The organism is Methanomethylovorans sp. (assembly GCF_041305605.1).
GTDB lineage: Archaea > Halobacteriota > Methanosarcinia > Methanosarcinales > Methanosarcinaceae > Methanomethylovorans.
Genome location: NZ_JBFYLB010000035.1, coordinates 1 through 22,526 on the forward strand (window position 1 = coordinate 1; position 22,526 = coordinate 22,526).

Consider the following 22,526-nt stretch of genomic DNA (forward strand, 5'->3'; position numbering starts at 1 on the left):
ATTAAATATCATGAGCCACTCTTCTATTCCCAAATAAATTATTGAGATATATGATACCTGAAAAATCCTATGACATTATCGTAATTGGGGCTGGTCCTGCCGGTTCCACTGCCGCCACCTATGCTGCCCAGAGAGGCATGTCTGTCCTTTTGGTGGACAAGAAGAAAGACATTGGAGTACCTCTCCAATGTGGAGGCTTCCTGCCACATCGTGAGACACTGCAGGAACTTATACCCGGCGCAGAACTGCCTTTCACACTTGAAGGATACCCTTCCGGTTGCGTACATGCTACAACTTCTTTTCAACGGTTCATAGCTCCTAATGGCATATCCAAAGGTTTTGAAGTAAAGGGAGATGCACTTGACAGGCGAAGGTTCGATAAACATCTTGCCGCAGTAGCTGCAAAGGCCGGTGCACATCTATTAATTGCTACCAATGTACTGGAAGTTACCGGGACAAGAGTGACGATGGATGGTGCATTCGGACGATACGAAGTACAAGGAAAGGTGATCATTGGCGCCGACGGTCCCAATTCCATGGTCGCCACTTCAAAAGGTATGCTTAGAGAACCCGATCCCATGGGAATAAGCACAGCCTTTGAATATGAGCTATCGGGTGTTGATGTGGATAAGGAAGCCGTAGAAATGTATTTTGGGAAAGATTATGTTCCCGGCGGCTATGCCTGGATAATATCCCAGGGTGACGACAGGGCCAATATTGGAGTGGGTATCCGGGAAGCCCTTTTTGCAGAACACATGTGTGCAAGGGATTACCTGAACAAGTTCATGTACGAACATCCTATTGCCAGTGAAAAGTTAAAGGAAGGAACTATCGTGTCGGTCATCTCCGGGCTTGTGCCTGTCGGAGGTGCGCCCAGGATCACTGCCACAAAAGATACTCTTATTGCAGGAGATGCTGCGGGTCATCTCATTGCCACTAACGGAGGGGGTATATCCACAGCAATGGTCGGAGGTAAGCTTGCAGGCGAATCTGCCACTGATTTCCTTGAAGGGAAATGCAAGCTTGAAGAATATGATACCCGATGGAGAGCCCAGATGGGACTGGAGATCAGGACTGCGGTCCACATACGCAAGTTAATGGACAGGCTCATGCTTTCGGATGGCATGATGAACGCAGCCATCAAGACAATTTCACCCGCACAAATGAAAGCTATCCAATGCGGCCAGTTACCAGCTCCCGTGAAAAAGACCCTGCAGAAACTAAATATGGGCATGGGATGACATGCATCTTTTTGTCTATGGCACCTTAAAAAAAGACTGTGAGAGCCATCACCTCATGGCATCTGCAACGTTCGTATGTAAAGCATATACCTCGCTTAAATATGCCCTGATAGACCTTGGTCTTTTTCCGGGTGTAGTGCAGGATGCACAAATATCTTTAATTGCTGGTGAAATATATAATGTAGATGTTGAGTTGTTGTCCAAGCTTGATGACTATGAAGGTGAATGGTATTTCAGGTCAGAAGTGGAAATGGACAATGGGATGACTGCCCAGATGTATTTCTTAAAGAAAATACCATCCTCAATGAAAGACAAGAGCTCTGTGATCCCTTCGGGTAAATGGGAGGATAAAATGGGTGAAAATACAATAGAAGCTAAAGAGAACATTTTGCACGCTAAAAAGGAGCTCCTTCAGGAACATAAGGATACACTGGCCTATGAGGTGCATAATAACCTCTACCTGAACATTACTAACAGGTGCAGTGCCAGATGCACTTTTTGTATAAGAGATGTTGCAGACGGGGTTTTTGGCTATGACCTCTGGCTGTCCAGAGAACCCACACTGGAAGAGATGATAAGCCACCTTAGTGAGCTGGACCTTAAAAACTATAAGGAAATTGTCTTTACTGGATTTGGTGAACCTACCACAAGACTGTCAATTCTGCTCAAGATCACAGAATGGCTCCACGGGCAGGGGATAAAGGTAAGACTTGATACCAATGGCCATGCTACATTGATAAATCACGGTATCGACGTTGTGAAAGAACTTAAAAAGGCAGGTCTGGATGCTGTATCAATAAGCCTGAATGCGCAAAGCGAGGAACTCTATGACAAGCTTTGCAGACCTATATTCGCTGGATCGTATCAAGCCATGCTCACGTTTGCCCGCCAGTGTATTGCCGCAGGCATCAGTACCCGGCTTACAGTTGTAAAAGTACCCGAGGTTGACATTGAGGCGTGTGAGAAAATAGCAAAGGACATGGGAGCTAGCTTCTTTGCAAGATAAATTAAATGCATATAGACAATTTGAGAATATCAATGAATATACCTGAAAAGATCATCCCTTCTTGCAACATGCATGCGTTGCCGTATACATGAAGAAAGTTTTTTAAGATCGTTCTGTTTTGCACTTACAGGTACAACGACATCCTGCCACATATTCCAGGGTGAAGGCAGGCCAAGCTTCTCCACAATATCATCAAGCGCATGGTCGGCCATAGCTTCGTCTATCTTGTCCATCTTGTTAATAGCTAACAGAACCGATATCCCTACCTCGTTCAGGAACTTGAACAGCTCTATATCCACAGGGATTTCATTCCTTTCCTCCCATCTGGCCACTATATCCAGAAAAGAAGAACCATCAACAACCAAAACTGCAAGGTCTATCCTTTCAGCATTATCCTCTATATAGTGCACGATCTTATCCTTGACGATATCCTGTTTGCGTTCCTTGATACCACTCATGAAACCAAAGCCAGGCATATCCGTAACCAGCAGATCACCAAGTCTCACATGTGTAGGTTTCAGGGTGACACCAGGCCTTTTGCCCACTCTTACTTTGCTGCCTGTCAGTTTGCGGATGATAGAAGATTTACCCACATTGGACCTGCCCACAAAGACGATCTCAAATTCAGCACCATCAGCAAGGTCCGGTTTATTTTTCATATTATCTCCGGTTGCTTAATGGCATTTATCTATAATAGGTTCTTCTTTCAGCCTGTGCTCTTCTTCCCCTATCCTGGCATCAAGGTCATTCAGGAAGGCTTTAAAATTGGACACCGGTATCCTTGCACCGGCAGCTTCGGCAAGACCACCTCCGGTCCCCCCATATCTGGGAGCCACATCCCGCAAAATAAGATTGAGGTCAACAGGACTACGTGAGCGAAAGCTCACATCATATGCATGCTTGGTCTGGCGATATTCAGCAGAACCGCCCACTTTTCTCTGGCCGTAAGCGGCAGCGTATATGGCGGATTTGGACTTGTAGCCTTTGGGATCAATAACATAGGCTATATTCTGCAGGCTTTTTACCTGTTTCCTTACACGTAACCTCAGCTGTTCTTCAAGTTCGGAGCACTTTCCTGCAAACTCAAGTACCTCCGGAATAGCCGAAGGAAGCTGGTCCTTTGCAAGATGCTCCACCAGGACCCTCTTAAAGTCGAATTCACGGCCTGCATATATAACTGCCTGTATAAGTGCACCGGCTTCAAAAAAAAGGGTTCTTTTATCCCAGTCTTCACACCATTCCTTCACCGAATCGGTATCATCTGCATAATCACCTATCGCTCCATAGATAGCCACTCTGCGCACATCCCTGTTCAGGCGATGGGCAAGCACCTTATAAGTGAGCTCCGAAGAACAGGCACAAGGATCATTATGCAGCCAGGGTTCACCCCAGCCATTCTCAGGCACAGGATGATGGTCTATATAAATAAGATCGCTCTCATGAGACAATTCCTTAAGCCTCAGTAAAAGCGCTGTACTGGTGCGTTCATCAATGGCAATATCACAAATGATCACGCGCCTGTATCCTTTTGACAGCTCCAGTTTTTGTAACAGGCTTACAGGACTTGTGAAATATACCTGCGAGTCGGGATAGGCACTCTTTGCAATTGCGCCTGAACATATACCGTCCGAGTCTCCATGAGTGAAAATAATAGTTTCAGTGGCATGATCCTTTTCAAAAGCTCTCATATCAGGTCCAGATTAAATCTTTTAAGGAAAGTTGGCTTAACATGTATTTAAAATGTTTCCTTTCCGGCATTAGAGTCTCCAGCCTATTGCCCTTTCGATCAGGTTCATCAAACTTTGCTTAAGACTGTTGACAGAATCTATTTTTTCGGGGATTTTATTTTCCTCAGCTATCGCTTTCTCCTCAGTTTCCACAGGTACGTCCTCTGAAGGCATATTTTCTTCGGGTAAAGTCTCCTCTACTATATTTCCCTCAATTTTCAGTATATAGCTTGCAGATTCAAATGTGTCCCCATATTCCTTGGAGTCTACAAACCTCACTTTTGCACCCGGTATTACAACATCTTCCCTGGACTTGACAAGTACTGAATATTCAAGTGCCCACACATCAGATGGCTGCATCACCTGGCTCTTGCTCAGGTTACCGCTTATCAGCTGGCAGTTTTCAGGTGTCTGGTCGATGAGCTGCACATAAGCTGCCCTGTCTCCCGTGTTATTTACTCGAAGAGTGACGTTTAAAAGGCCTTCAGTTCCCATATCCTGGTAAATGAATGATTTGTTCACATCGATATACGGACCATGTATTACGATTTCACTTGCATTGGTCTGCATATTATGGGTCACTCCATTGTGCTCCATAGTTAGTTTCAGACCAGGTATCAGGAAAGTTCCCGGCTTCAGGGCACGTATGGAATAAGAGAGAGATCTTTTTTCCCTAGGTCGCAGGTTAATGGTCCAGTATGTATGCTCTATGTCCGGATCAGTTATGAATCCATCCGGCACCGTCTCATTAACATGGATATTCTCCAGTGGAATATCCTTAAGGTTAATCACCTCGATCAATAAGTAGACCCGTTCATCAATATACGCCTCATTAATGGGGAGTCTTTTTACTCTAACGACGCTGTTTATCCAGGGAATTGGCTTACTGACAGATGAACTGTTTGCAATAGTAACCTCTATAGTTGCATAAGGCGTAGGTATATCATTGCCTGTTACAATATCTTTAGCAGTTAATTTGACCAATCCGTCTAGTATCGTTTCATTAGGAATTATGGTATTATTAAGAGCAAGTATGGCACTCCATGAACGCGAAGTGTTACTTTTAACGTTAAGCATCACATAATCATCCGGCAGATCCACAGGTTTTGACGCTGAGAAATCTTGTGCTGTGATAGTGTATCCGTCTATTTGGGCCTGCTCACCCCAGTAAAGTGTGAATTCGGAAGGAGTGAGCCACTCAGTATCGTTCGCGTCCGTTGTAGATGCAGTTGCGGGATGCTGCAGCAGTACCAGATACATGACCAGTACCGAAGCAAGCACCATATATCTGTGATGCATATCAGTTCTGATCCTTTCTTGAAAACCTCATCACCGATATAAGGGCAAGTACCAGGACCCATGTTTCAAAACCAGGTTGCTGGCCAACTTCTTCACTCGTTCCGGAACTTGCCTGGGCCGTACCGGAGCTGGAAGAAGTGGAAGATCCATGATTACCGGATTGGCCCTGGGAAGTTGAATCCGGACTCTCTGCAACTTTTAATGCGATCTGTGGCATGTTCGAGACCTTTTCACCCTTATAGCCCTCCAGATCAGTAAATTTAGCCGATGTGGCTGGCAGTTTCATATCAGCTTCATTTTCAAGCTTAAGAATATATGAAAAACTTTGTGTGGACTTTTCATTCACCACATCATCGAAGGTCATGACCCCACTTACGAAACTGGTACCTGCCGGTACTGTCTCTTCTATTTTAACATTTGCGTCCCGGTCACCTTCATTTTTGACAGAGATGGTCACACGCACATTGTCACCGGGATTGAAAGAAGATACGTTTACCTTCTTCTCCAGAACTATATAGGGACCATTGATCTCAATGGTAGGCGCATCAGACTTGAATGTATACTCTTTGCCATCGACTGTGAAGGTGGCGGTCGCTTTTGGCAGCGTGAACTTACCTGGTTTTATTGGTTTGAGAGCATATTCCAGAACAGTAGTTGTTTCCTGCGCATTGAGAGATATGGTCTTTTCTGTCTGCACATTGTCCTTCAGTTCCAGATCATCTGTCTGCAGATCACTGAGAAGGACAGAAGTAAGAGCATATGGACCGGTATTTCTTATAATAAGAGAAACATAAGCCGTTTCATCCATATATATTTCTTCGGTACAACTTTTGGTAAGGACTAGCTCTGATTTAGGTTCAATGGTAATGGTCTTTGTACCATTGAACGTGTGTTTTTCATTATTTATATCATAAGCACTGGCTTGTGCAACTATTTTAAAGTCTTCTTCATCCCATAAAAGAGGGATTTCAAGCTTAAAAGTGAGTGGTTTGGTAGATTCTCCTTTCTCAAGAGAAGCAGTTGTCTGTGTAAGTTTTCCATCTGCAAGTGCAATGCCGGCAGTGTTCACATTAAGCACTACGTTGCTGGCTTTTGCATCACCCACATTCTCAATGGTCACGTTACCTTCTATGTAACGAGGAGTAGAAAGTCTGGTAGGATCATAAGTATCCTTTTCGATCTCCAGACCCACTTCAAGATCGGGCAATCCACGTCTGTATATCTGCACTTTGACGGTAGGATCTACAAGATTCCCTGTCCAGCTATCAACTTTTAAACTAAGAGCACTGGCATAGACTTTAATGTCATCGCCATCTACCGTATCCCTGTATATCACGTTATCTGAAAGTTTCAGGGCTCCTGCCGTCATATACTTATTATCTTTGTAGATCGTGATATATGCGTAACCATCCTTATTGAAGTCATCCGCTGTAATAACGTAGTCGTCGACAGTAACTGAATCTCCCCAGTGTAGAGTCACAGTTTTTACGGATTCCCATTCTATGTCATCTGAGCTGTAAGCCGATACATGGGGTACCAGGCAAAGTAAAACCAAGAATAAGAAGAATATTGACTTTATTGACATGCGAGTGCCTCTTTAGTGAATACTAGATCGTTAGAACATAAGTAAGTCCATAAAGTCCATATATTTATATTATTATATAATTATGTTGCTAGTGAGTAGTAACTAAATTATTATCACTATAGAATCAATGGTACATCGGATCAAAAAGAATAGGATTTCAAATATCCTCGGATTACAGAATGACTAAAGTTTCAATGAGACGGTGAAAGTAAAAGTAGTACCTTTTCCAGTTTCACTTTCCAGCCATATACTACCACCATGCAATTCCACAAACTGCCTGGCTATATAAAGCCCGATACCATTTCCTTTATATTTACGGGTCGAGGACGAGTCCAGTTGTATAAAAGGTTTGAATAACTTCTGCTGATCATCCGTACTGATGCCTATGCCATTATCAATGACCCCGATATGCAGCATATCATGCATTTGTTTGACCCTTATCTTGACAAAGCCTTCTTCTTTCCCGAATTTGATAGCATTGCTCACCAGATTGATAAGTATTTGTTGTAATTTATTTCTGTCAGCTCTTATTAACCCGACCTGCGGATCAAGTTCCATTTGCAGTTCAATATTCTTTTTAGAAGCAAAGGAAGACATTTCAGTAATAACGTCCTGTATGAGACCTGCCACATAAATGTCCCCAAGTTCAAGATTTGTTTTCCCGGCTTCTATATTTGATACATCAAGAATGTTGTTGATAACATCGAGCAGGTCTTTGCTCCCTGCTATTATATTATTGAGGTATTTTCGCTGGTTCTCGTTCAGTTTTTCCTCAATACTCTCCTGCAAAAGGTCCGAAAATCCCATGATTGCGTTTAGAGGTGTTCTGAGTTCATGTGTGACATTGGAAAGGAACTCACTCTTCGTTCTGCTGGCCTCTTCAGCTACGTTCTTAGCGTGGATCAGTGCTTCCCTTGCCTTTTTACTTTCAGTTATATCCTCTACTATACAAATGCCACCAGCAACCGCTTTATTTTCAGTGATCACCGGAACAAAGCTTGCCCTTATGGGAGTATCTCTGACACCCATGAATGAAAAAGAAGTGCCTGAGAAATTATCAGATTTGCCTGAAAGCACTAATGTAACACATTTCCTGATCTCTTCACTTGCATCAGACCTAAGAAGATCGAAACCAATGATATTGCCAATTACACTTGCTTCTTCCACACCTACTATATCCACAAAGCTCTTGTTACACTGTGTGATCACTCCAAAACTATCAAAGTGGATGATACCCAGAGGTGATTTTTCGAATATCATTCGATATTTATCCTTAGCTTCCCGCATTTCCTTCTCATTAAGAACGCGCTGCGTAATATCCCTGATATTCACACTAAAGAAAGAAGCTCCGTCTTTCTTCCATGAAGAATGCGAGATCTCTATTGGAAATTCTGTTCCATCCCTTTTCAGACCGTAAAGCTCAATGGTGTTTCCCATTACCCAGGAACGGCCTGTCGAGACAACTATATCCCATCCCTGATGTATGTGCCGATATCTTTGCGGCATGATCATGGAAATATGCTTTCCCAATGCTTCATCAACAGTATAGAAGAAGAGGTTCTCAGCACCCCTGTTCCAGAATATGATATTACCTTCATTATCGGAAAAGATGATCGCATCAGACGCTGAGCGCGCCTGAGAGATGAACATATCACTGGCCATCTCCAGGGTACTGAGATTAGCTTTTCTGTCGGCAATATCTCTGATCGTACCAGTTATCCCTTTAACCTGGTTATTGCTATCGAACAGCGTTTGTGCATACAATTCTACCCAACATATTTTCCCATTTGGGTCTTTAAGACGGCCCTGCACCCGGGTCTGCCCGGAGTTATTAAGGGTAATGGACAAAGAGCGAATTATCTTGCTCTGGTCCTCATAAAAGAATAGATCTGACAGTTCCTTGAGCATAAGTTCCTCAGGAATGAAGCCGTATGTAGCAATAGAAGGACTTATGTACGTGATCACGCCCGCGGTATCCGTTGTCAGGATGACGTCCACCGAGTTCTCCACCAGCGAACGATACTTATCGTCAGCGGGACACATAGAATACTGTTTGGGTATGGAATTGTCTATTTCTATTTGTACTATTACCCTGGAAATATTTCCGTTCCTATCATGAAGGCATCCGGTTCTAAGGATCGCAGGATGCGTCTGTCCATGCTTATCCAGTATAGGTAGTTCAATATAAGGATTATCTTTGACATCTTCAGCCTGCTTGGCATATATTTCTCTGACTTCATATCTTCTGTCAGAGACTACCAATCTATCATACCATATACGACCGACGAGGTCTTTTTTTGTGTACCCCAGGCTCCTACAAAGATGTTCATTTGCAAAAGAGATCACCTGGTTACTATCAAGAACAAGTAACATGGAAGGAACAGCATCCATGTATGCATGCAAGATCTCAAGACCGGAATCATGAAAGTTCATGGAAAGGGGAACAAAAGAGATATCTATCTCACTCTCTGAAGAGGTACTGTGAACTGCATCAGAACCTGTTTTCTTGAAGATCATGGATATATTCCTGTTCATTTGGTCGAAGAGGTCGTATAGGTCATTGTGCTTTCAGTATCTCATACAAGAGATTAGATTGAATTGTTTTTATATGTATGGTTGCTATTTTTTAAACAGATCGTTTACTTTTATACTATTAGTATAACATATACACATAAAGGGAAGTACATCCCTATGGCTTCATTCCTTTGGAACGAGCAGCCTGAAACCATTGATCATTTGCGGTCTTTCCACTGCCCTGGACATTGCTGTAAGGGAAGGCAGTTCAGTTATGCTGGGATGCTGGAGCATACTGAAGAGGTGCTCATTGTTGTCCTGAAAAGATGTAAAGCCTGATCTTAAATGAATACGGTCTTTTTCCTCGGAGGAAATACCATACAGAGCTTCAGAAACATTTCTTCCCTTATCCTTTTCTTTCTTGCTGAGGCCAAGTTTCATGTCCCTTTCCCTGTTCTTGGCTCCGGTTTCCTTTCCTCTTCTATAGTTATCACTTACCAGTTCCAGAAGACCTGCTTCCTTTGCCACCGATTCCAGAGCTGCATAGCGTTCACTTACCCATCCGAGTTCCGAGTGCTTATGGTAACCTACTTCAAAGCCAAGGTCATAAGCTCTCTTCTCAAGTTCAGCTTTTTCCGAATCGCTGAGATTTCGTTTTGTTTCCACCTTCTTAAAAAGCCGCACCCTGACATCACTTCCTTATTGTAGCAAACCTTCCACTTGCAAGCCGCGTTCCGTGAATTGGACCTTATGCATATTGCAGTCATGTTTTGTGCCACGCATCTTGATGATCTGAATAGCACGTGTCATCTGCTTTTCATAAAGGAAGTTGTGCAGGAAAATTACTCCATGGGATGCGAACTGTTCGGTAGTATATGCACTTGGATCGGTGAGCTCCCCTATGATAATAGTGGTACAACCCAGCTTTTTGAGATTCCTGATGAAACGAGTCATCTCTTTTTCCTGGAGTGCCGGATCTTGTGTTGCAAAACGTATGGCTGTCATGGAATCAATGACAAGTCTTTTGACATTATATTCCGCAATGTAAGCTGCCAATTCCTTAAAGACCATAGCAGGTGATGGAGCTTCATGCTCATTGGAAAAACCTGCAGTCTCTTCATGGGGGTGGATTATGTCTTTCAGTTCATCCATATATCCATATTCCATGCGCGGTCCCAGATCTGCAAACAATAGTTTCTTCACTTTTATAAGTGGTATGACATTAAGAGAATAGTTGGACATGTCGCTTATGATGTTCTGCGGACACTCAAGTAGCGTGACATACAATCCGACATCACCCTGCAGAGCACCTTTTACGAGGAATTGTACTCCAAAGGTGGTTTTGCCACCTCCGGGTGGCCCACTTAACAGATAAACACGTTCCGGGAGTAGGCCTCCCTGTATGATCTCGTCCAAACCTTCTATCCCACTTTCGATTCTCATGAGTAAACCTCGATTTAATAATATATTTAATTATATTTTAATCCTTCGATAGAAATAAGATGGGATATCTTGAAGCTGCGATGGATTATATCTTTTTGATTGCGACAGATTCTTATGAATTGAAGACAAAGGCTTTTTATGCATCTATCTAAGATAATCCCAGTTCTGGAAAAGATAGCGCCCCCAGAGCTTGCCGCAGATTTTGATATCGGCAAAATTGGTCTTAACCTGGACCTTGACAATGATGTTAAAAAAATAGCAGTTGCTTTAGACCCTACGGACTATGTACTTAACAGAGCATCTGAGATCAATGCAGATCTGTTAATAACACATCACACTCTCATTTTTAATCCGGTAAATTCCATTTCCAGAAGTCTTGCCACCAGTCTGCAAATAGCCCTGGACAACAGGATCTCCCTATATTCCATGCATACGAACTTTGACAGATCTAAAGGCGGGATAAACGATGTGCTTGCAAAGAGGCTGGGACTTAGCAATGTACAGGAACTGGAAATTGGGAGAATAGGTGAAGTACCAATATGTTCTACGGAAACCCTCGCAAACCATGTGGCAAAAAGTCTGAACACTCACGTGCAATATGTGGGAGAAAGGGATGATATAAAACATGTGATGGTTTTCGGGGGTAGTGGTTTTCGGAGTGAGTATCTGGAAGTGGCAAGACAGCATGGTGTCGAAGCTTTCGTGTCTTCGGAACTGAAACATGATGTGATACGCTCCAGGGGAGAACTTGCACTTATCGATGCCACACATTATGCTACAGAGAACCCCGGTATGGAGGAGCTTTGCCCGCGCCTGGCCGACTTGTTGGGTTTGGACGTGGAGTTTATACATCACAACCCATTCATCAGGGTGATATGAGGGATAATTTGACATCAGACCAAACAAAGGGGGAAGATGTGGAAGAGCTGCTGGAGCAGCAATTAAAGATGAAGGCCAGGGCTAAACACAGAGGATATGGAGATTACGAAAAAAGAGTGTACAGAGGACCTTCTGTAAAAAGAGAATATGAGTAGACTTCTGTCTACCCTATTTTTTACCCTTCAGTAAACGGGCATAGACCTTCAATGTAGAATCAGCTATCTCATTCCAGTTATATACGTCTTCGATGAGCCTGCGTCCTTCCTCACCAAAACCCGCTTTACTCAGGCCATCCAGCGCATAGTTTATTCCCCATGCTATAGAATCCGGATTTTGATACACTGTAACTCCATTTTTGAAGTTATCTATCAGCTTTACAGCATCGGTAGCCACCACAGTATTGCCAGCATCCCATGCTTCAAGCACGACAATGCCAAAGGGCTCGTTACGGCTTGGCACACATACAATGTCTGCAGCATTGTACCAGTCCCTGGAAACCTCATCTGATGCATAGCCAAGGAAATGGGATACATGTTTGACACCCATTGAATTTGCAAGGTATTCACAGTGAGCCCGCATCTCTCCCTCTCCGATAAGCACAAACTGCGTATCCCAGCGGTGAGACAGTACCTTTCCTATAGCCCTTACGAGCATGTCAGGTCCTTTCTGGTAGCTCATGCGCCCAATGAACAGAACTACCGGTGCCAGCGGATGGATACCGTATCGCTTCTTTACTTCGCCCGGATCTACGTCATTGCGTATCTTATCCAGGAAAATACCGTTGGGTACCAGGGAGATCTTGTAATCCGGGATACGGTACAGAGATTGTACCTCTTGCTTCAGTACCTCCGAAGTAATGATCACAGCTGCAGACTCATAGCCGCCCAGCCATTCCCTGTGCGTTACCGTTTGCGCCTCCCACCAATTCCCATGCGTGTTACCGTTTCGGCCCCATTCGGTACTATGGTACGTGAGGAGGAAAGGAAATCCTTTTTCAGCCTTTAGCTTGCACAACACGTTAACAGGATGCCAGTCATGCCCATGAAGAATATCGAACTGACCAAAGCGATCTACCATCTCCAGGAACATCCAGTACATGGAATCACACATCCTGTCCATCTGATTTACCACGCCTCCTGATTGGTCGTGGCTTACACGATGATAATGGACACCATTTATGAGTGCATGCGGTTCAAGCCCGCGGTTGCGGGTGAATATATGCACCTCATGACCCTGGGAAGCAAGTACTTCGGATAGTTCGGAAACATGGGGGGCTATGCCGCCCACCTTTACCGAATGCAAACTCTCCCACGAAAACATACCAATTCTTAATTTTTTCATTTTATCCCACACTTCTTGATGTTCAATGTACTTCCTGCCCGGAAATACCATTGTTCAAATACTCTGCAGCCTTTTCCGGAGGCATGGTATTTATGAAGATATCAGTGTTCTTCTCAAACCCTGCCATTTTGCTTGTCACAGGTTGCAGCCTGAGATTCAAATGATATGAATCATCGTTCATGAGCTGGAAGAACATGTAATTGTAAGCAGGAGATGCAAGCACCTTATCCATTCCGAAAAGCACATAACGAATAGCATTACCCAACGAATGCAATATTTCCTCTGACATTACCCCAAGATGACTGACATGTGTTTTAGGAAGGAACCATATCTCGAATGGAACCTTTGAGCAATAAGGAGCAAAGGCGATGAAATGTTCATTCTCATAAATGGAACGTTCATTTGAAGATTCCATGCGTACTATCTCACAGTAAGGACATTTGCCTTTTTCATGGATAGCATCCGATTCCCTCTTAATAGAAGGAGGTACCAAAGGTAATGCAATAAGCTGGGAATGAGTGTGTTCCAGGGATGCACCTGCCTGCTTCCCCCAATTCTTGAAAAGAGATACGAACCGTATATCTGGCTGTTTCCAATAATGCATGACACGATCCCTGTAAGCTGTCATGAGAAGGTCCATCTCTTTATCTGTAAAATCGGTCAACTTTCTCTCATGTTGAGGTATTTCAATTATCACTTCGTGAAAACCATATCCTGACAGATAGGGAGTACCAGCACCTTCCGGACTAAGGGCAGGGTATAAATTAGGTATACAACGTATCTGCCAGTCTTTAATAAGCTCATCTTTACTGTCCCGCAGGATCTTTCCACCCTTATATACGGCCAGAGCAGGCGGAGTCTTGTCCTCTTTGCCAGCACAGAACACACAGGTTGTAGCGTTCTGAACTTCCGGGGAAGACGAAAAATCAGAAGGTCTTTTGCCTCTTCCGGCAGCCACTATGCAATACTCTTCAAGGAAATAGTGTTTGCGTATCTCAGACACTGGTACTTCTCCTGTTTAATGGAACATATCTTCCTACACTAGTTTTCCTCTTCTTCCTGGACTATGCATACGCCAGTCAGCAGTTCGTAGTATTCTTTTGTAGGGGCCAGCCAGTTCATCTCTTTTGCAAGCAGGTTAGCCTCCTGACAAAGTAGACTGTACTTTACCTTGTCCTCAATATAAGTATCCAGGAAATAATCCATGGCAAGAGCGTAATCAGCTATGGTCTCATTGTATGGAAGATCTATGTTGTCAACAACTATTACTCCGCCCATGCCCATCACAAGGCGCTTGATACTGGCAAGAGCATCACTGAAACCGCATACTTTGCTAACTATACTTGGGGTGGCCTCTTTTCCTGCCTCAAGCCCTGTCAGCAGGAAAGGTTCATATCTTGACGGAAAAATACCTGCAATACAACCCGCCATTAGTTCATCAGAGTTCATATTAAGGCCACCATCGTGGCTCGATATCCACTGAGGGTACAGTACAGCTACCACATGCCTTCTTCCTGTGAACAGCTGTGCAGGCTCAAGTTCCCTTTCCTTGATCATTCTCTTAAGCCTTATTTCCTCACCCAGCAAAATCTCATCAGGAAGCCTAAGAGGGAAACCTTCAGGCACATTTGACTTCGGACCGTGTGCTGCGATAATGAAGCACACCACACGTGTATCCTCATCCTGCTGACCTGCGACTATTTGCAGCTTTACCATTCTATCCAGTAACATAAGGGAATCCAGCAGGTCAGGATAGCCTTTGTTCTCGATCTCGATACGGGATATAGAGAAAAGGGGCAATATCCTCTTTGGAGGAATAGGCACACCTCCATACACCTTATGAATATTATCTGAAAGGAAAGTCTGTATCTTTTCACGACATTTTTTCTTCTTCTCCATTGAAATGCCCATTGCATTATCATCGATACCATTGCGCACAACTATAGAATCTATCCCATAGAACAATTTGACTTCTTTACGTGTGGAATCACCCACTGCAGTTACCACATCAGCATGCGCTGAAAGGGCTTCAAGCCTCGCCATGTTCTCCGGAACTCTTGGATCCCAGCTGCCATCGTTATCTCGTATCTTCTGTAATGACCGGTGGCCCGAGGATCTCCCAGGCAAGGTTGCATGATAAGTGGCCACAGAATTTACAGATATGCCTAATTTCTTAAGACGTGCTAAGGTGTAGAACACACCAAATTCGTGGCAATGCAGGTATACATGCATGCTGGGCATAAGGGAAGCGGCAAACTCGGATATTGCCTTGTCAATGAAATCCTTTGCACGTTTTGTTTTTATGGTTACAATTTCCCTTATAAACTCAGAAATAGCATAGGAGAGATTGAGATAATGCGTATACTCCTGTCCATTGCCCATATTCTCATACTTTAGCGAATCAAGTCCTATAAGGGAAAAGGCTTCAGCTTTCACCTTATCGGAGAGGCACATGCCACTACCCATATATTCGGACATTATTCTGCAGAAATCATTTGTCTTGAACATCAGGTAGATAATAGGTATGCCTTTGTAGTGGCGTACACCACTGATAACCTCGATGCCTCTTTGTTTCATGGCGGACAGGGCTTCTATGATCTCATCAGCCCCATCATAAGGTTCAAAACCAGTCATGTCGGTGATACGATTGAGGCTTTTGTGCCAATCAGCCCCTGAATGTCCATAATAGGGACCTGCAACTATAATACCGGGCAATGCCTCATCCTTGATAGCTCCCGAACTCATAAGAGTTGCAAGAGTAGTAGCTTCGGCATCGATCACATTCCAGATACCACCCATTTTATTTGACTTCGGACCAGCCTCTTCTCCTGCTATCACTAACCATTTTCGTTCAAACATAATTGTTTCCCACTGATAATTGTACAAAAGTTTAATTGATCTCTAGCAATAAAACAATATCGTTAATATTTGTCCAATTACAATATAAACTGTTGTTTTAAAATGCAATAGACTAAAATAATGAGAGAGGATATATTTAATCATGAAATCGGTTTGTGTGTGTGTGGACTTGCATCTACCTTATCATTTGAAATGGTACTGGTCTGCTGAAGGTTATCGCAGGCCTGAGATAACTACTTATTTTGACCAGGAACGGGTCTTCACTGATTTTCAGAGTATGGCAGCCAACATTGACAGAACTAACAGGGTACTGGAAAGATCTATTGATAATGGAGCAGCCTACACCCTGAACCTTTCAGGGACCTTTTTGGACCAGTGTTCCTGGGACCCGGGAGTCTTGGATTCGTTCAGGTATCTGGCCGATACTGGAAATGTGGAATTTGCAGCATCCACCTATTATCATTCACTGAGTGCTCTTTATCCTGACCTCACAGATTTTAAGGAGCAGGTATGGATGCATATGGAAAAGATATCGGAGCTGTTTGGCCTCGTGCCCTCAACTTTTGTGAACCCGGAATTGCTTATATCGGGAAACATTGGAGGAGTGCTCAAAAAGCTGGGTTTGAAATGCATGATTGCAGAGGGAGCCAAAAATCTGCTAAGTGCAGATGTGCCTACTAACGTATATTCTGATGACATTCCCACACTGCTCAGGCATATTGACCTTAGCGAAGACGTTAGCAGGCGCTTCTCTGACAGGTCATGGGATGGAACTCCACTTATAGCTGATAAGTTCGCTTCATGGGTAGAGCACATTGAAGGTGATGTTGTTACCCTTTACCTGGACTATGGTAACATTCCCTGGAATGAAAGCAAAGCAGGAGGAATGTTCCAATTCCTGACAGATCTGCCGCTAAGCCTGGAAGAAAAAGGTATCAGTATGATCAAACCCGAAGATGCCGTAAAAAGGTTTGACAAAGTAAAGCTGAACACACTGAAAACCGAGTCTGCAGCTCGTTACGGGGTGGATAGCCTGCTTGGGAATCATGCACAACATTTCTACCTGAAGGAACTTGAGATCATAGCGCAAGAAATAAAAGAACATGCAAAAGCTTTCGATAATGCACATTTGAAACGTATTTTCGGATACCTGCAGCAAAGTGATATTTTCCTGGATATGAACACCGTCCGCATCACAGGGTACGAGAGAGCTGTGAATAACTTATCCATATTATCTGATTTCAGAAGGGCTATATGGGAGGGAAGTGCATGAAATCGATCTGCTTTTATTTTGAAGTCCATCAACCATATAGGTTAAAATGGTTCTGGCCAGATGAACACACGGGTTTTGAGAGATATTTCGATAACAAGACTAACAGGGAGATATTTGAGAAGATCTCACGCAAATGCTACCTTCCAGCCAACAGGACCATGCTTGAGCTTGTAGATGAATACGATGGAAAGTTCAAGATAAGTTTCTCGGTCACGGGTACATTGCTCAGCCAGTGTGAGAAATGGGACAAGGATGTACTGGAAACCTTCAGACAGATGGCAGAGACAGGATGTGTGGAGTTCCTGGAAGAAACTAACTATCACTCTCTGGCGGGTTTGTTCGATGATAGGGAAGAGTTCAGGGAACAGATACGTGAGCACCGGGAAAATATGAAGGCTCTCATAGGAGTGGAACCTCAGGTATTCCGTAATACGGAGCTGATTTACAATAATAGCCTTGCATCCACTGTCAAAGATATGGGATATAAGGCAATACTTACCGAAGGCACTGAACATCTGCTGGGCAACAGGTCACCTAATTATGTATACAGGGCAAAGGACTCGAACATCAAGGTACTGCTGCGTAATTATAAACTGAGCGATGACATAGGCTACAGGTTCACCGCGAGATGGTGGCCGGAATATCCGCTTACGGCAGACAAATGGGCCAATTGGGCTTCCCTTACACCGGGAGATACTTTAAATATTTTCATGGATTATGAAACTTTTGGAGAGCATCAATGGGAAGAAACGGGCATTTTCAAATTCCTGAAAGCATTGCCAGGAGAGGTCTTAGACAGGAAGTTGGCTTTCCATACTCCATCTGAAGTGATCAGCAGGTACGATCCTGTGGAAGAGATAGACGTTGGGGATTTTTCCACAATTTCCTGGGCTGACACTGAACGCGATACCAGCGCATGGTTGGGTAACGATATGCAAAGAAGATGTTTTGAAGATGTCAAGATGCTTGGTCCGTATGTACGTAGAACGAACGACATAGAACTTATCAGGACCTGGAAACATCTGCTCACTTCAGACCATTTCTACTACATGTGTACCAAAAATCTTGGTGACGGTGATGTGCATTCATATTTTAGCATTCACTCATCACCATTCGATGCTGCTATCAATTACATGGCAATTCTCATGGACTTTAAATCCATGGTCTTCAGGAAATTAGACGCTATGGATGCTGAAGCCCATGAATAATGGGAGAAAAGGGGTTTACTATGGTACGGGATCTATACATGTTTTCCAGGGGCGACGAGAAGGCTCATGTGGTATGGTTCAGGATCACTTATCAAAGCAATATGGGGGCTGAAACAAATATTAATTCAGTGCTTACTGAAAGGGGAGTAAAGATCAGGTTTGCATACCTCGACAATACAGAACCGAACGGACAGGGAAAGTATGTGCTCTTCACCGAAGTTAAAGAGGAAACACAAATTGATACCATCAATAAAAGGCTCCGGGGCATTGAAGGAGTAATTGATGTTGAATCCGGCATATCTGGAAATCGTATGATACATACAGTGGATTTTCCCCTGAATTTCCTTGGGGAAAGAGCTGTGATCACAAGATCAAGGACTTTTCTGGATATACTAAGGATAATAAGAGAGAATGTGATCCAGCCTGACGGTTTGCTTCTGCTAAGCGGCCTTAAAGGAGGCAGATGTGCTGCAAAGTATGTAAAGGGTATAATGCCGGTAGACAGGAACAATTGTATGGCCATACTGAGAGAACTATTCCTTGCATCCGGCTGGGGGAAACTGGAAATGGATTTTGATAGAGATACCTGCAGCGGTACTGTCAGAGTAAGGGATTCGTTCATTGCAGATGCATATGGTCACAGTGACCTTCCAGTATGCGGGTACATGAGCGGGTTCATTGCGGGTTACATGACCGAAATGATGGGGTACAATTTCCAGGTGCGTGAAGTTAGCTGCAAGAGCATGGGACATGCAGTATGCGAACATCTGGTATCACCTGCACCTGAAGGAGTTAACTTGGAACACATTATGAAAGAGGAGATCCAGTGATCAGGCAACCTAATGTGATACTGGGTAATGACAAGGTGCTTGTTACCATGGGCAAGAAAGGCGAACTGTTGGGTTTTTTTTATCCCCGCAGGGACTATGCCCAACATGTAGAGGAATCGCTTGCCTGCCTGCAGATGGACAACAAGCTGATGTGGACCAATAATATTGAATGGTACTCCACACAACATTATCTTGAAGATACTAATATAGTCATTACTGAGCTTGTGCATGGAACTGGTATAAAGGTAAATATCCGGGATTTCACACATCAAAAAGCATCTGTGATGGTGCGTAAGTATACCATCAGCACTGAACGGGACATCAATGGCACATTCTTCTATTATTCCAACCTCTGTGTAGGCGAGATGCACAAGAAGAACTCTGCTTTCTGCGATACTGATACACGGCTGCTTGTGCAGTACTGGCAGAATAACTATATCGGTATAATGGCATACCCGCCTTTCCAGGAATGGCAGGTTGGCAAGGCAATGGACACCATATGGTGGACCAATGCACGTTATGACATGGAAGACGGCAGACTGCAGAACAACAAGGAAGATATCGGTTATCTGAACACGGTCGTAGGATGGGACCTCAATCTTAAAGCTGGCCAATCTAAGGAGATAACCGTGTTCATAGGAGCTTCCCAGAAAAGAACAATGTTATACAAGATGATGTTGGAATTAATACAGGAGCCAGTGGATAATATGCTTGAGGATTCCAAGGAGGACCGGATACGCTGGCTTTCAAAAAAGAATATAGTAAAACTATCCGTGCTGGACGATATACCCGAAACAAAACAACAGATAAGGGAAGCTTTCAACCGCTCTCTGCTCACCCTTGACCTGCTCAATGATCCCATACACGGTTCTTTTGTGGCTGCACCTGAGTTCGACCATGATTTTGAGATGTGCGGAGGTTATGGTTACTGCTGGAACAGGGATGTTTCGGAAGTAGCAGTAGCCCTGCTCAATGCAGGGTATCCCGAATACTGTGACATGTTCTTCCGTTGGTGTAAACGTACACAGCTTTCCGATGGCTCCTGGTTCCAGAGATACTGGCTTGACGGTAACACGGCTCCGTCATGGGGAAACTTCGCCCATTCCACCCAGATAGATGAGACTGGAGCTACACTGCATGTCATGTACACATACTATCTTACCTTAAAGGGTCTTCAAAGAGCCGAGTTTCTGGAAAGCACCTGGATCACTGTCCTCACAGGTGCCGAGTACCTGATGAAGCGCACACTGGAAGGGCTGCATGAACCTTGCTTGGATATATGGGAAACATATGACGGAGTATTCGCTTATACATGCGCTGCTGCGTATGCTGGCCTAAAAGGCGCTGCTCACATCGCAAGGGCTTACAGTGAAATGGGGCTTTCATCCCGCTGGCTTGAAAGAGCTGAGCTCGTAAAGAGCAAGACCATAGAAAAAATGTGGCTTAAAGAAGGATATTTTGCTAAACGCATTGCTGATGGCAAGTTGGACCCTACGGTCGATGCAAGTATACTAGGTACTTTCACGCCATTTAATATGCTTTCGCCCAAAGATCTGCAGGAAAGGAAGATGATCTACTCGATGATGAACATCATAGAAAGCAGGCTTAGTGTGAATGTTAACGGACATCATGGCATAAAAAGGTATGAAAATGACAGATACATAGAAGGCAATCCCTGGATAGTAACTACTTTATGGTTGTCAAAGGCAATGCTAACCCTTGCAAACTCACTTCGCAGCGAACCTGGCACTGAGGCAGAGGTTTCAAAACTGGTACAGGGTTCTGTGAACTATATCAAATGGGCATTGAAGGGGACCACCAGCACTGGTATGCTTCCTGAACAGGTGGACAAGCAAAAAGGATATCCTGCCTGGGCCATACCCCTGGGCTGGAGTTGTGCTCTGATGATCGACAACATACTTCTTCTTGAAAAACTCTCGGAGAAAACATGAGCCAGGATAGATATGATAGCCACATATTCTCTGCCGGCAGGGACAATGCCGCTGACCTATGCCATAAGGAATGGCTGATAACTAACGGATTAGGTGGATATGCATCTTCTACTTTGTCTTTGATGAACACCAGAAAGTACCATGGCTTGCTGGTGGCATCTATGGAGCCACCTGTAGACAGAATGGTGCTCCTGTCTGCTCTGGACGAAGAGATACATATCAATAATGTTACTCACGAACTTGCCTGCCACAAATATCCGGGTGTTGTCCATCCTCAGGGTTTCCATTATATCAAGGAATTCGTGGAAGGCCCCATACCATCATGGAAATACGATGTCGATGGTATACAAATACTTAAGGCATTGTTCATGGAACATGGAAAAAATACTGTTTTTATAAAGTATACTATTAATGTGCCTCCAGATAAAGGAATTTGCAGAATGCGTATACACCCTCTTGTAAGCATGCGGGATTTCCATGAATTGACACAACAGCATGATGGAATATTGCAGGAATCGTCCAGTTACAGTACTATGATGCATATCGATTCCGAAGAGGGCGGCAAGACTAAACTGTATCTGACCTCAAATGCCGCTTACGTTCCCGCAAACGACTGGTACTATAGTTTTGAATATCCTCTTGAAATGGAAAGAGGTTATGATTTCCATGAAGACTGTTTCCATTCCGGCTACTTTGAAGTGGAACTGGTGCAGGGGAGCAATGAGATCTTTATAGTTGCTTCTACCGAAAAGAGAACTAATATCTCTTTAACTTCAGTACGCAAGGCGTATGAAGATGAAAAGAAACGTATTTCCATGATCTGCCAGAGATCGGGCTTTACGGAAGTGCTTCCTTCCAGGCTTGCCATGACCGCAGATACTTTTGTTGTCATTCGCCATTCAACAGGAAAGCATTCTATTATCGCAGGTTATCCATGGTTCGCCGACTGGGGAAGAGATACTATGATCTCATTGCCCGGCCTTACACTTATAACTGGCAGATATGATTTAGCTGCAAGCATACTATCCACTTTTGCAGATAATTGCAGAGAAGGTCTTATACCCAACAGGTTCCCGGACCATAGCAGTGATAGCTATGCATATAATACTGTGGATGCCTCCTTGTGGTTCATCAATTCTTTATGGAAATATCTGGAATATACCGATGACCTGGAAACTGTTGAGAAAATGTGGTCTACAGTGAATGATATTATTCTCAGCTATTCCGGGGGAACAAAGTTTGGTATAAAAGTGGATACAGATCATCTGCTATGCCATGATGGACAGCTAACATGGATGGATGCCAAAGTGGGTAATGTTGAGATCACATCCCGCAAAGGCAAAGCATGTGAGATCAATGCATTGTGGTA

Annotated in this window: 19 protein-coding genes; 9 read left to right on the forward strand and 10 right to left on the reverse strand. The window is 43.8% G+C overall.

What is annotated here, in order from left to right; translation table 11 throughout:
* The first annotated feature begins 50 nt into the window (after positions 1-50).
* Positions 51-1,241, forward strand: coding sequence for a geranylgeranyl reductase family protein (locus ACCM36_RS02385; protein ID WP_370572118.1), 1,191 nt, complete (start codon positions 51-53; stop codon positions 1,239-1,241).
* 1 nt (position 1,242) lies between these two features.
* Positions 1,243-2,247 (forward strand): TatD family nuclease-associated radical SAM protein, encoded by a 1,005-nt coding sequence (locus ACCM36_RS02390; RefSeq protein ID WP_370572119.1) that lies wholly within the window; start codon positions 1,243-1,245, stop codon positions 2,245-2,247.
* 29 nt (positions 2,248-2,276) lie between these two features.
* Here the strand turns inward: ACCM36_RS02390 and engB are convergent, their stop codons facing one another.
* The 7 genes from engB to ACCM36_RS02425 all read right to left on the reverse strand — a co-directional run bounded on the left by engB (position 2,277) and on the right by ACCM36_RS02425 (position 10,815).
* The gene (gene engB, locus ACCM36_RS02395) at positions 2,277-2,906 is read right to left on the reverse strand and encodes a GTP-binding protein EngB (RefSeq protein WP_370572120.1); all 630 of its coding nucleotides are present in this window, start codon (positions 2,904-2,906) and stop codon (positions 2,277-2,279) included.
* 15 nt (positions 2,907-2,921) lie between these two features.
* The gene (locus ACCM36_RS02400; RefSeq protein WP_370572121.1) at positions 2,922-3,935 is read right to left on the reverse strand and encodes a DHHA1 domain-containing protein; all 1,014 of its coding nucleotides are present in this window, start codon (positions 3,933-3,935) and stop codon (positions 2,922-2,924) included.
* A gap of 69 nt (positions 3,936-4,004) precedes the next feature.
* Positions 4,005-5,273, reverse strand: coding sequence for a hypothetical protein (locus tag ACCM36_RS02405; RefSeq protein WP_370572122.1), 1,269 nt, complete (start codon positions 5,271-5,273; stop codon positions 4,005-4,007).
* Position 5,274: 1 nt separating this feature from the next.
* Positions 5,275-6,858 (reverse strand): BatD family protein, encoded by a 1,584-nt coding sequence (locus tag ACCM36_RS02410; RefSeq protein WP_370572123.1) that lies wholly within the window; start codon positions 6,856-6,858, stop codon positions 5,275-5,277.
* A gap of 183 nt (positions 6,859-7,041) precedes the next feature.
* On the reverse strand, positions 7,042-9,393 hold the full coding sequence (locus ACCM36_RS02415; protein WP_370572124.1) for a PAS domain-containing sensor histidine kinase: 2,352 nt from the start codon (positions 9,391-9,393) through the stop codon (positions 7,042-7,044).
* Positions 9,394-9,555: 162 nt separating this feature from the next.
* A complete protein-coding gene (locus ACCM36_RS02420) occupies positions 9,556-10,038 on the reverse strand; it encodes a hypothetical protein (RefSeq protein ID WP_370572125.1) in 483 nt (160 codons plus the stop codon).
* 33 nt (positions 10,039-10,071) lie between these two features.
* The gene (locus ACCM36_RS02425; RefSeq protein ID WP_370572126.1) at positions 10,072-10,815 is read right to left on the reverse strand and encodes an RAD55 family ATPase; all 744 of its coding nucleotides are present in this window, start codon (positions 10,813-10,815) and stop codon (positions 10,072-10,074) included.
* 138 nt (positions 10,816-10,953) lie between these two features.
* Here ACCM36_RS02425 and ACCM36_RS02430 point away from each other — a divergent pair, with 138 nt between their 5' ends.
* Together ACCM36_RS02430 and ACCM36_RS02435 are read left to right on the forward strand one after the other, a co-directional pair.
* The gene (locus ACCM36_RS02430; RefSeq protein WP_370572127.1) at positions 10,954-11,694 is read left to right on the forward strand and encodes a Nif3-like dinuclear metal center hexameric protein; all 741 of its coding nucleotides are present in this window, start codon (positions 10,954-10,956) and stop codon (positions 11,692-11,694) included.
* A gap of 8 nt (positions 11,695-11,702) precedes the next feature.
* Entirely contained in the window at positions 11,703-11,849 is a 147-nt protein-coding gene (locus ACCM36_RS02435; protein ID WP_370572128.1) for a hypothetical protein, read from the forward strand.
* Positions 11,850-11,862: 13 nt separating this feature from the next.
* Here ACCM36_RS02435 and ACCM36_RS02440 read toward each other — a convergent pair whose 3' ends face one another.
* From ACCM36_RS02440 to ACCM36_RS02450, 3 genes are read right to left on the reverse strand one after another with little or no spacing between them, the layout of a single operon-like run.
* Positions 11,863-13,035: a glycosyltransferase family 4 protein gene (locus ACCM36_RS02440; RefSeq protein WP_370572129.1), complete on the reverse strand. Its 1,173-nt coding sequence runs from the start codon at positions 13,033-13,035 to the stop codon at positions 11,863-11,865.
* Between the two features lie 22 nt (positions 13,036-13,057).
* Positions 13,058-14,038, reverse strand: a complete 981-nt coding sequence (locus ACCM36_RS02445) for a DUF4921 family protein (protein WP_370572130.1) — start codon at positions 14,036-14,038, stop codon at positions 13,058-13,060.
* A gap of 38 nt (positions 14,039-14,076) precedes the next feature.
* Entirely contained in the window at positions 14,077-15,894 is a 1,818-nt protein-coding gene (locus tag ACCM36_RS02450; protein ID WP_370572131.1) for a glycosyltransferase, read from the reverse strand.
* 142 nt (positions 15,895-16,036) lie between these two features.
* Here ACCM36_RS02450 and ACCM36_RS02455 point away from each other — a divergent pair, with 142 nt between their 5' ends.
* The 5 genes from ACCM36_RS02455 to ACCM36_RS02475 all read left to right on the forward strand — a co-directional run.
* Complete coding sequence (locus ACCM36_RS02455; protein ID WP_370572132.1) at positions 16,037-17,167, forward strand: glycoside hydrolase family 57 protein; 1,131 nt, start codon at positions 16,037-16,039, stop codon at positions 17,165-17,167.
* Positions 17,164-18,375 (forward strand): glycoside hydrolase family 57 protein, encoded by a 1,212-nt coding sequence (locus tag ACCM36_RS02460; protein WP_370572133.1) that lies wholly within the window; start codon positions 17,164-17,166, stop codon positions 18,373-18,375. The genes ACCM36_RS02455 and ACCM36_RS02460 overlap by 4 nt, the downstream gene beginning before the upstream one ends.
* A gap of 20 nt (positions 18,376-18,395) precedes the next feature.
* Positions 18,396-19,205 carry a V4R domain-containing protein gene (locus ACCM36_RS02465; protein ID WP_370572134.1) on the forward strand — a complete coding sequence of 270 codons (810 nt, stop codon included), beginning with the start codon at positions 18,396-18,398 and terminating at the stop codon, positions 19,203-19,205.
* Positions 19,202-21,157, forward strand: coding sequence for a glycoside hydrolase family 15 protein (locus ACCM36_RS02470; RefSeq protein WP_370572136.1), 1,956 nt, complete (start codon positions 19,202-19,204; stop codon positions 21,155-21,157). Before ACCM36_RS02465 ends, ACCM36_RS02470 begins: the two co-directional genes overlap by 4 nt.
* Positions 21,154-22,526: glycogen debranching enzyme N-terminal domain-containing protein (locus tag ACCM36_RS02475; RefSeq protein WP_370572138.1), on the forward strand; the 1,373-nt coding region annotated here is incomplete at its 3' end. The genes ACCM36_RS02470 and ACCM36_RS02475, both read left to right, overlap by 4 nt.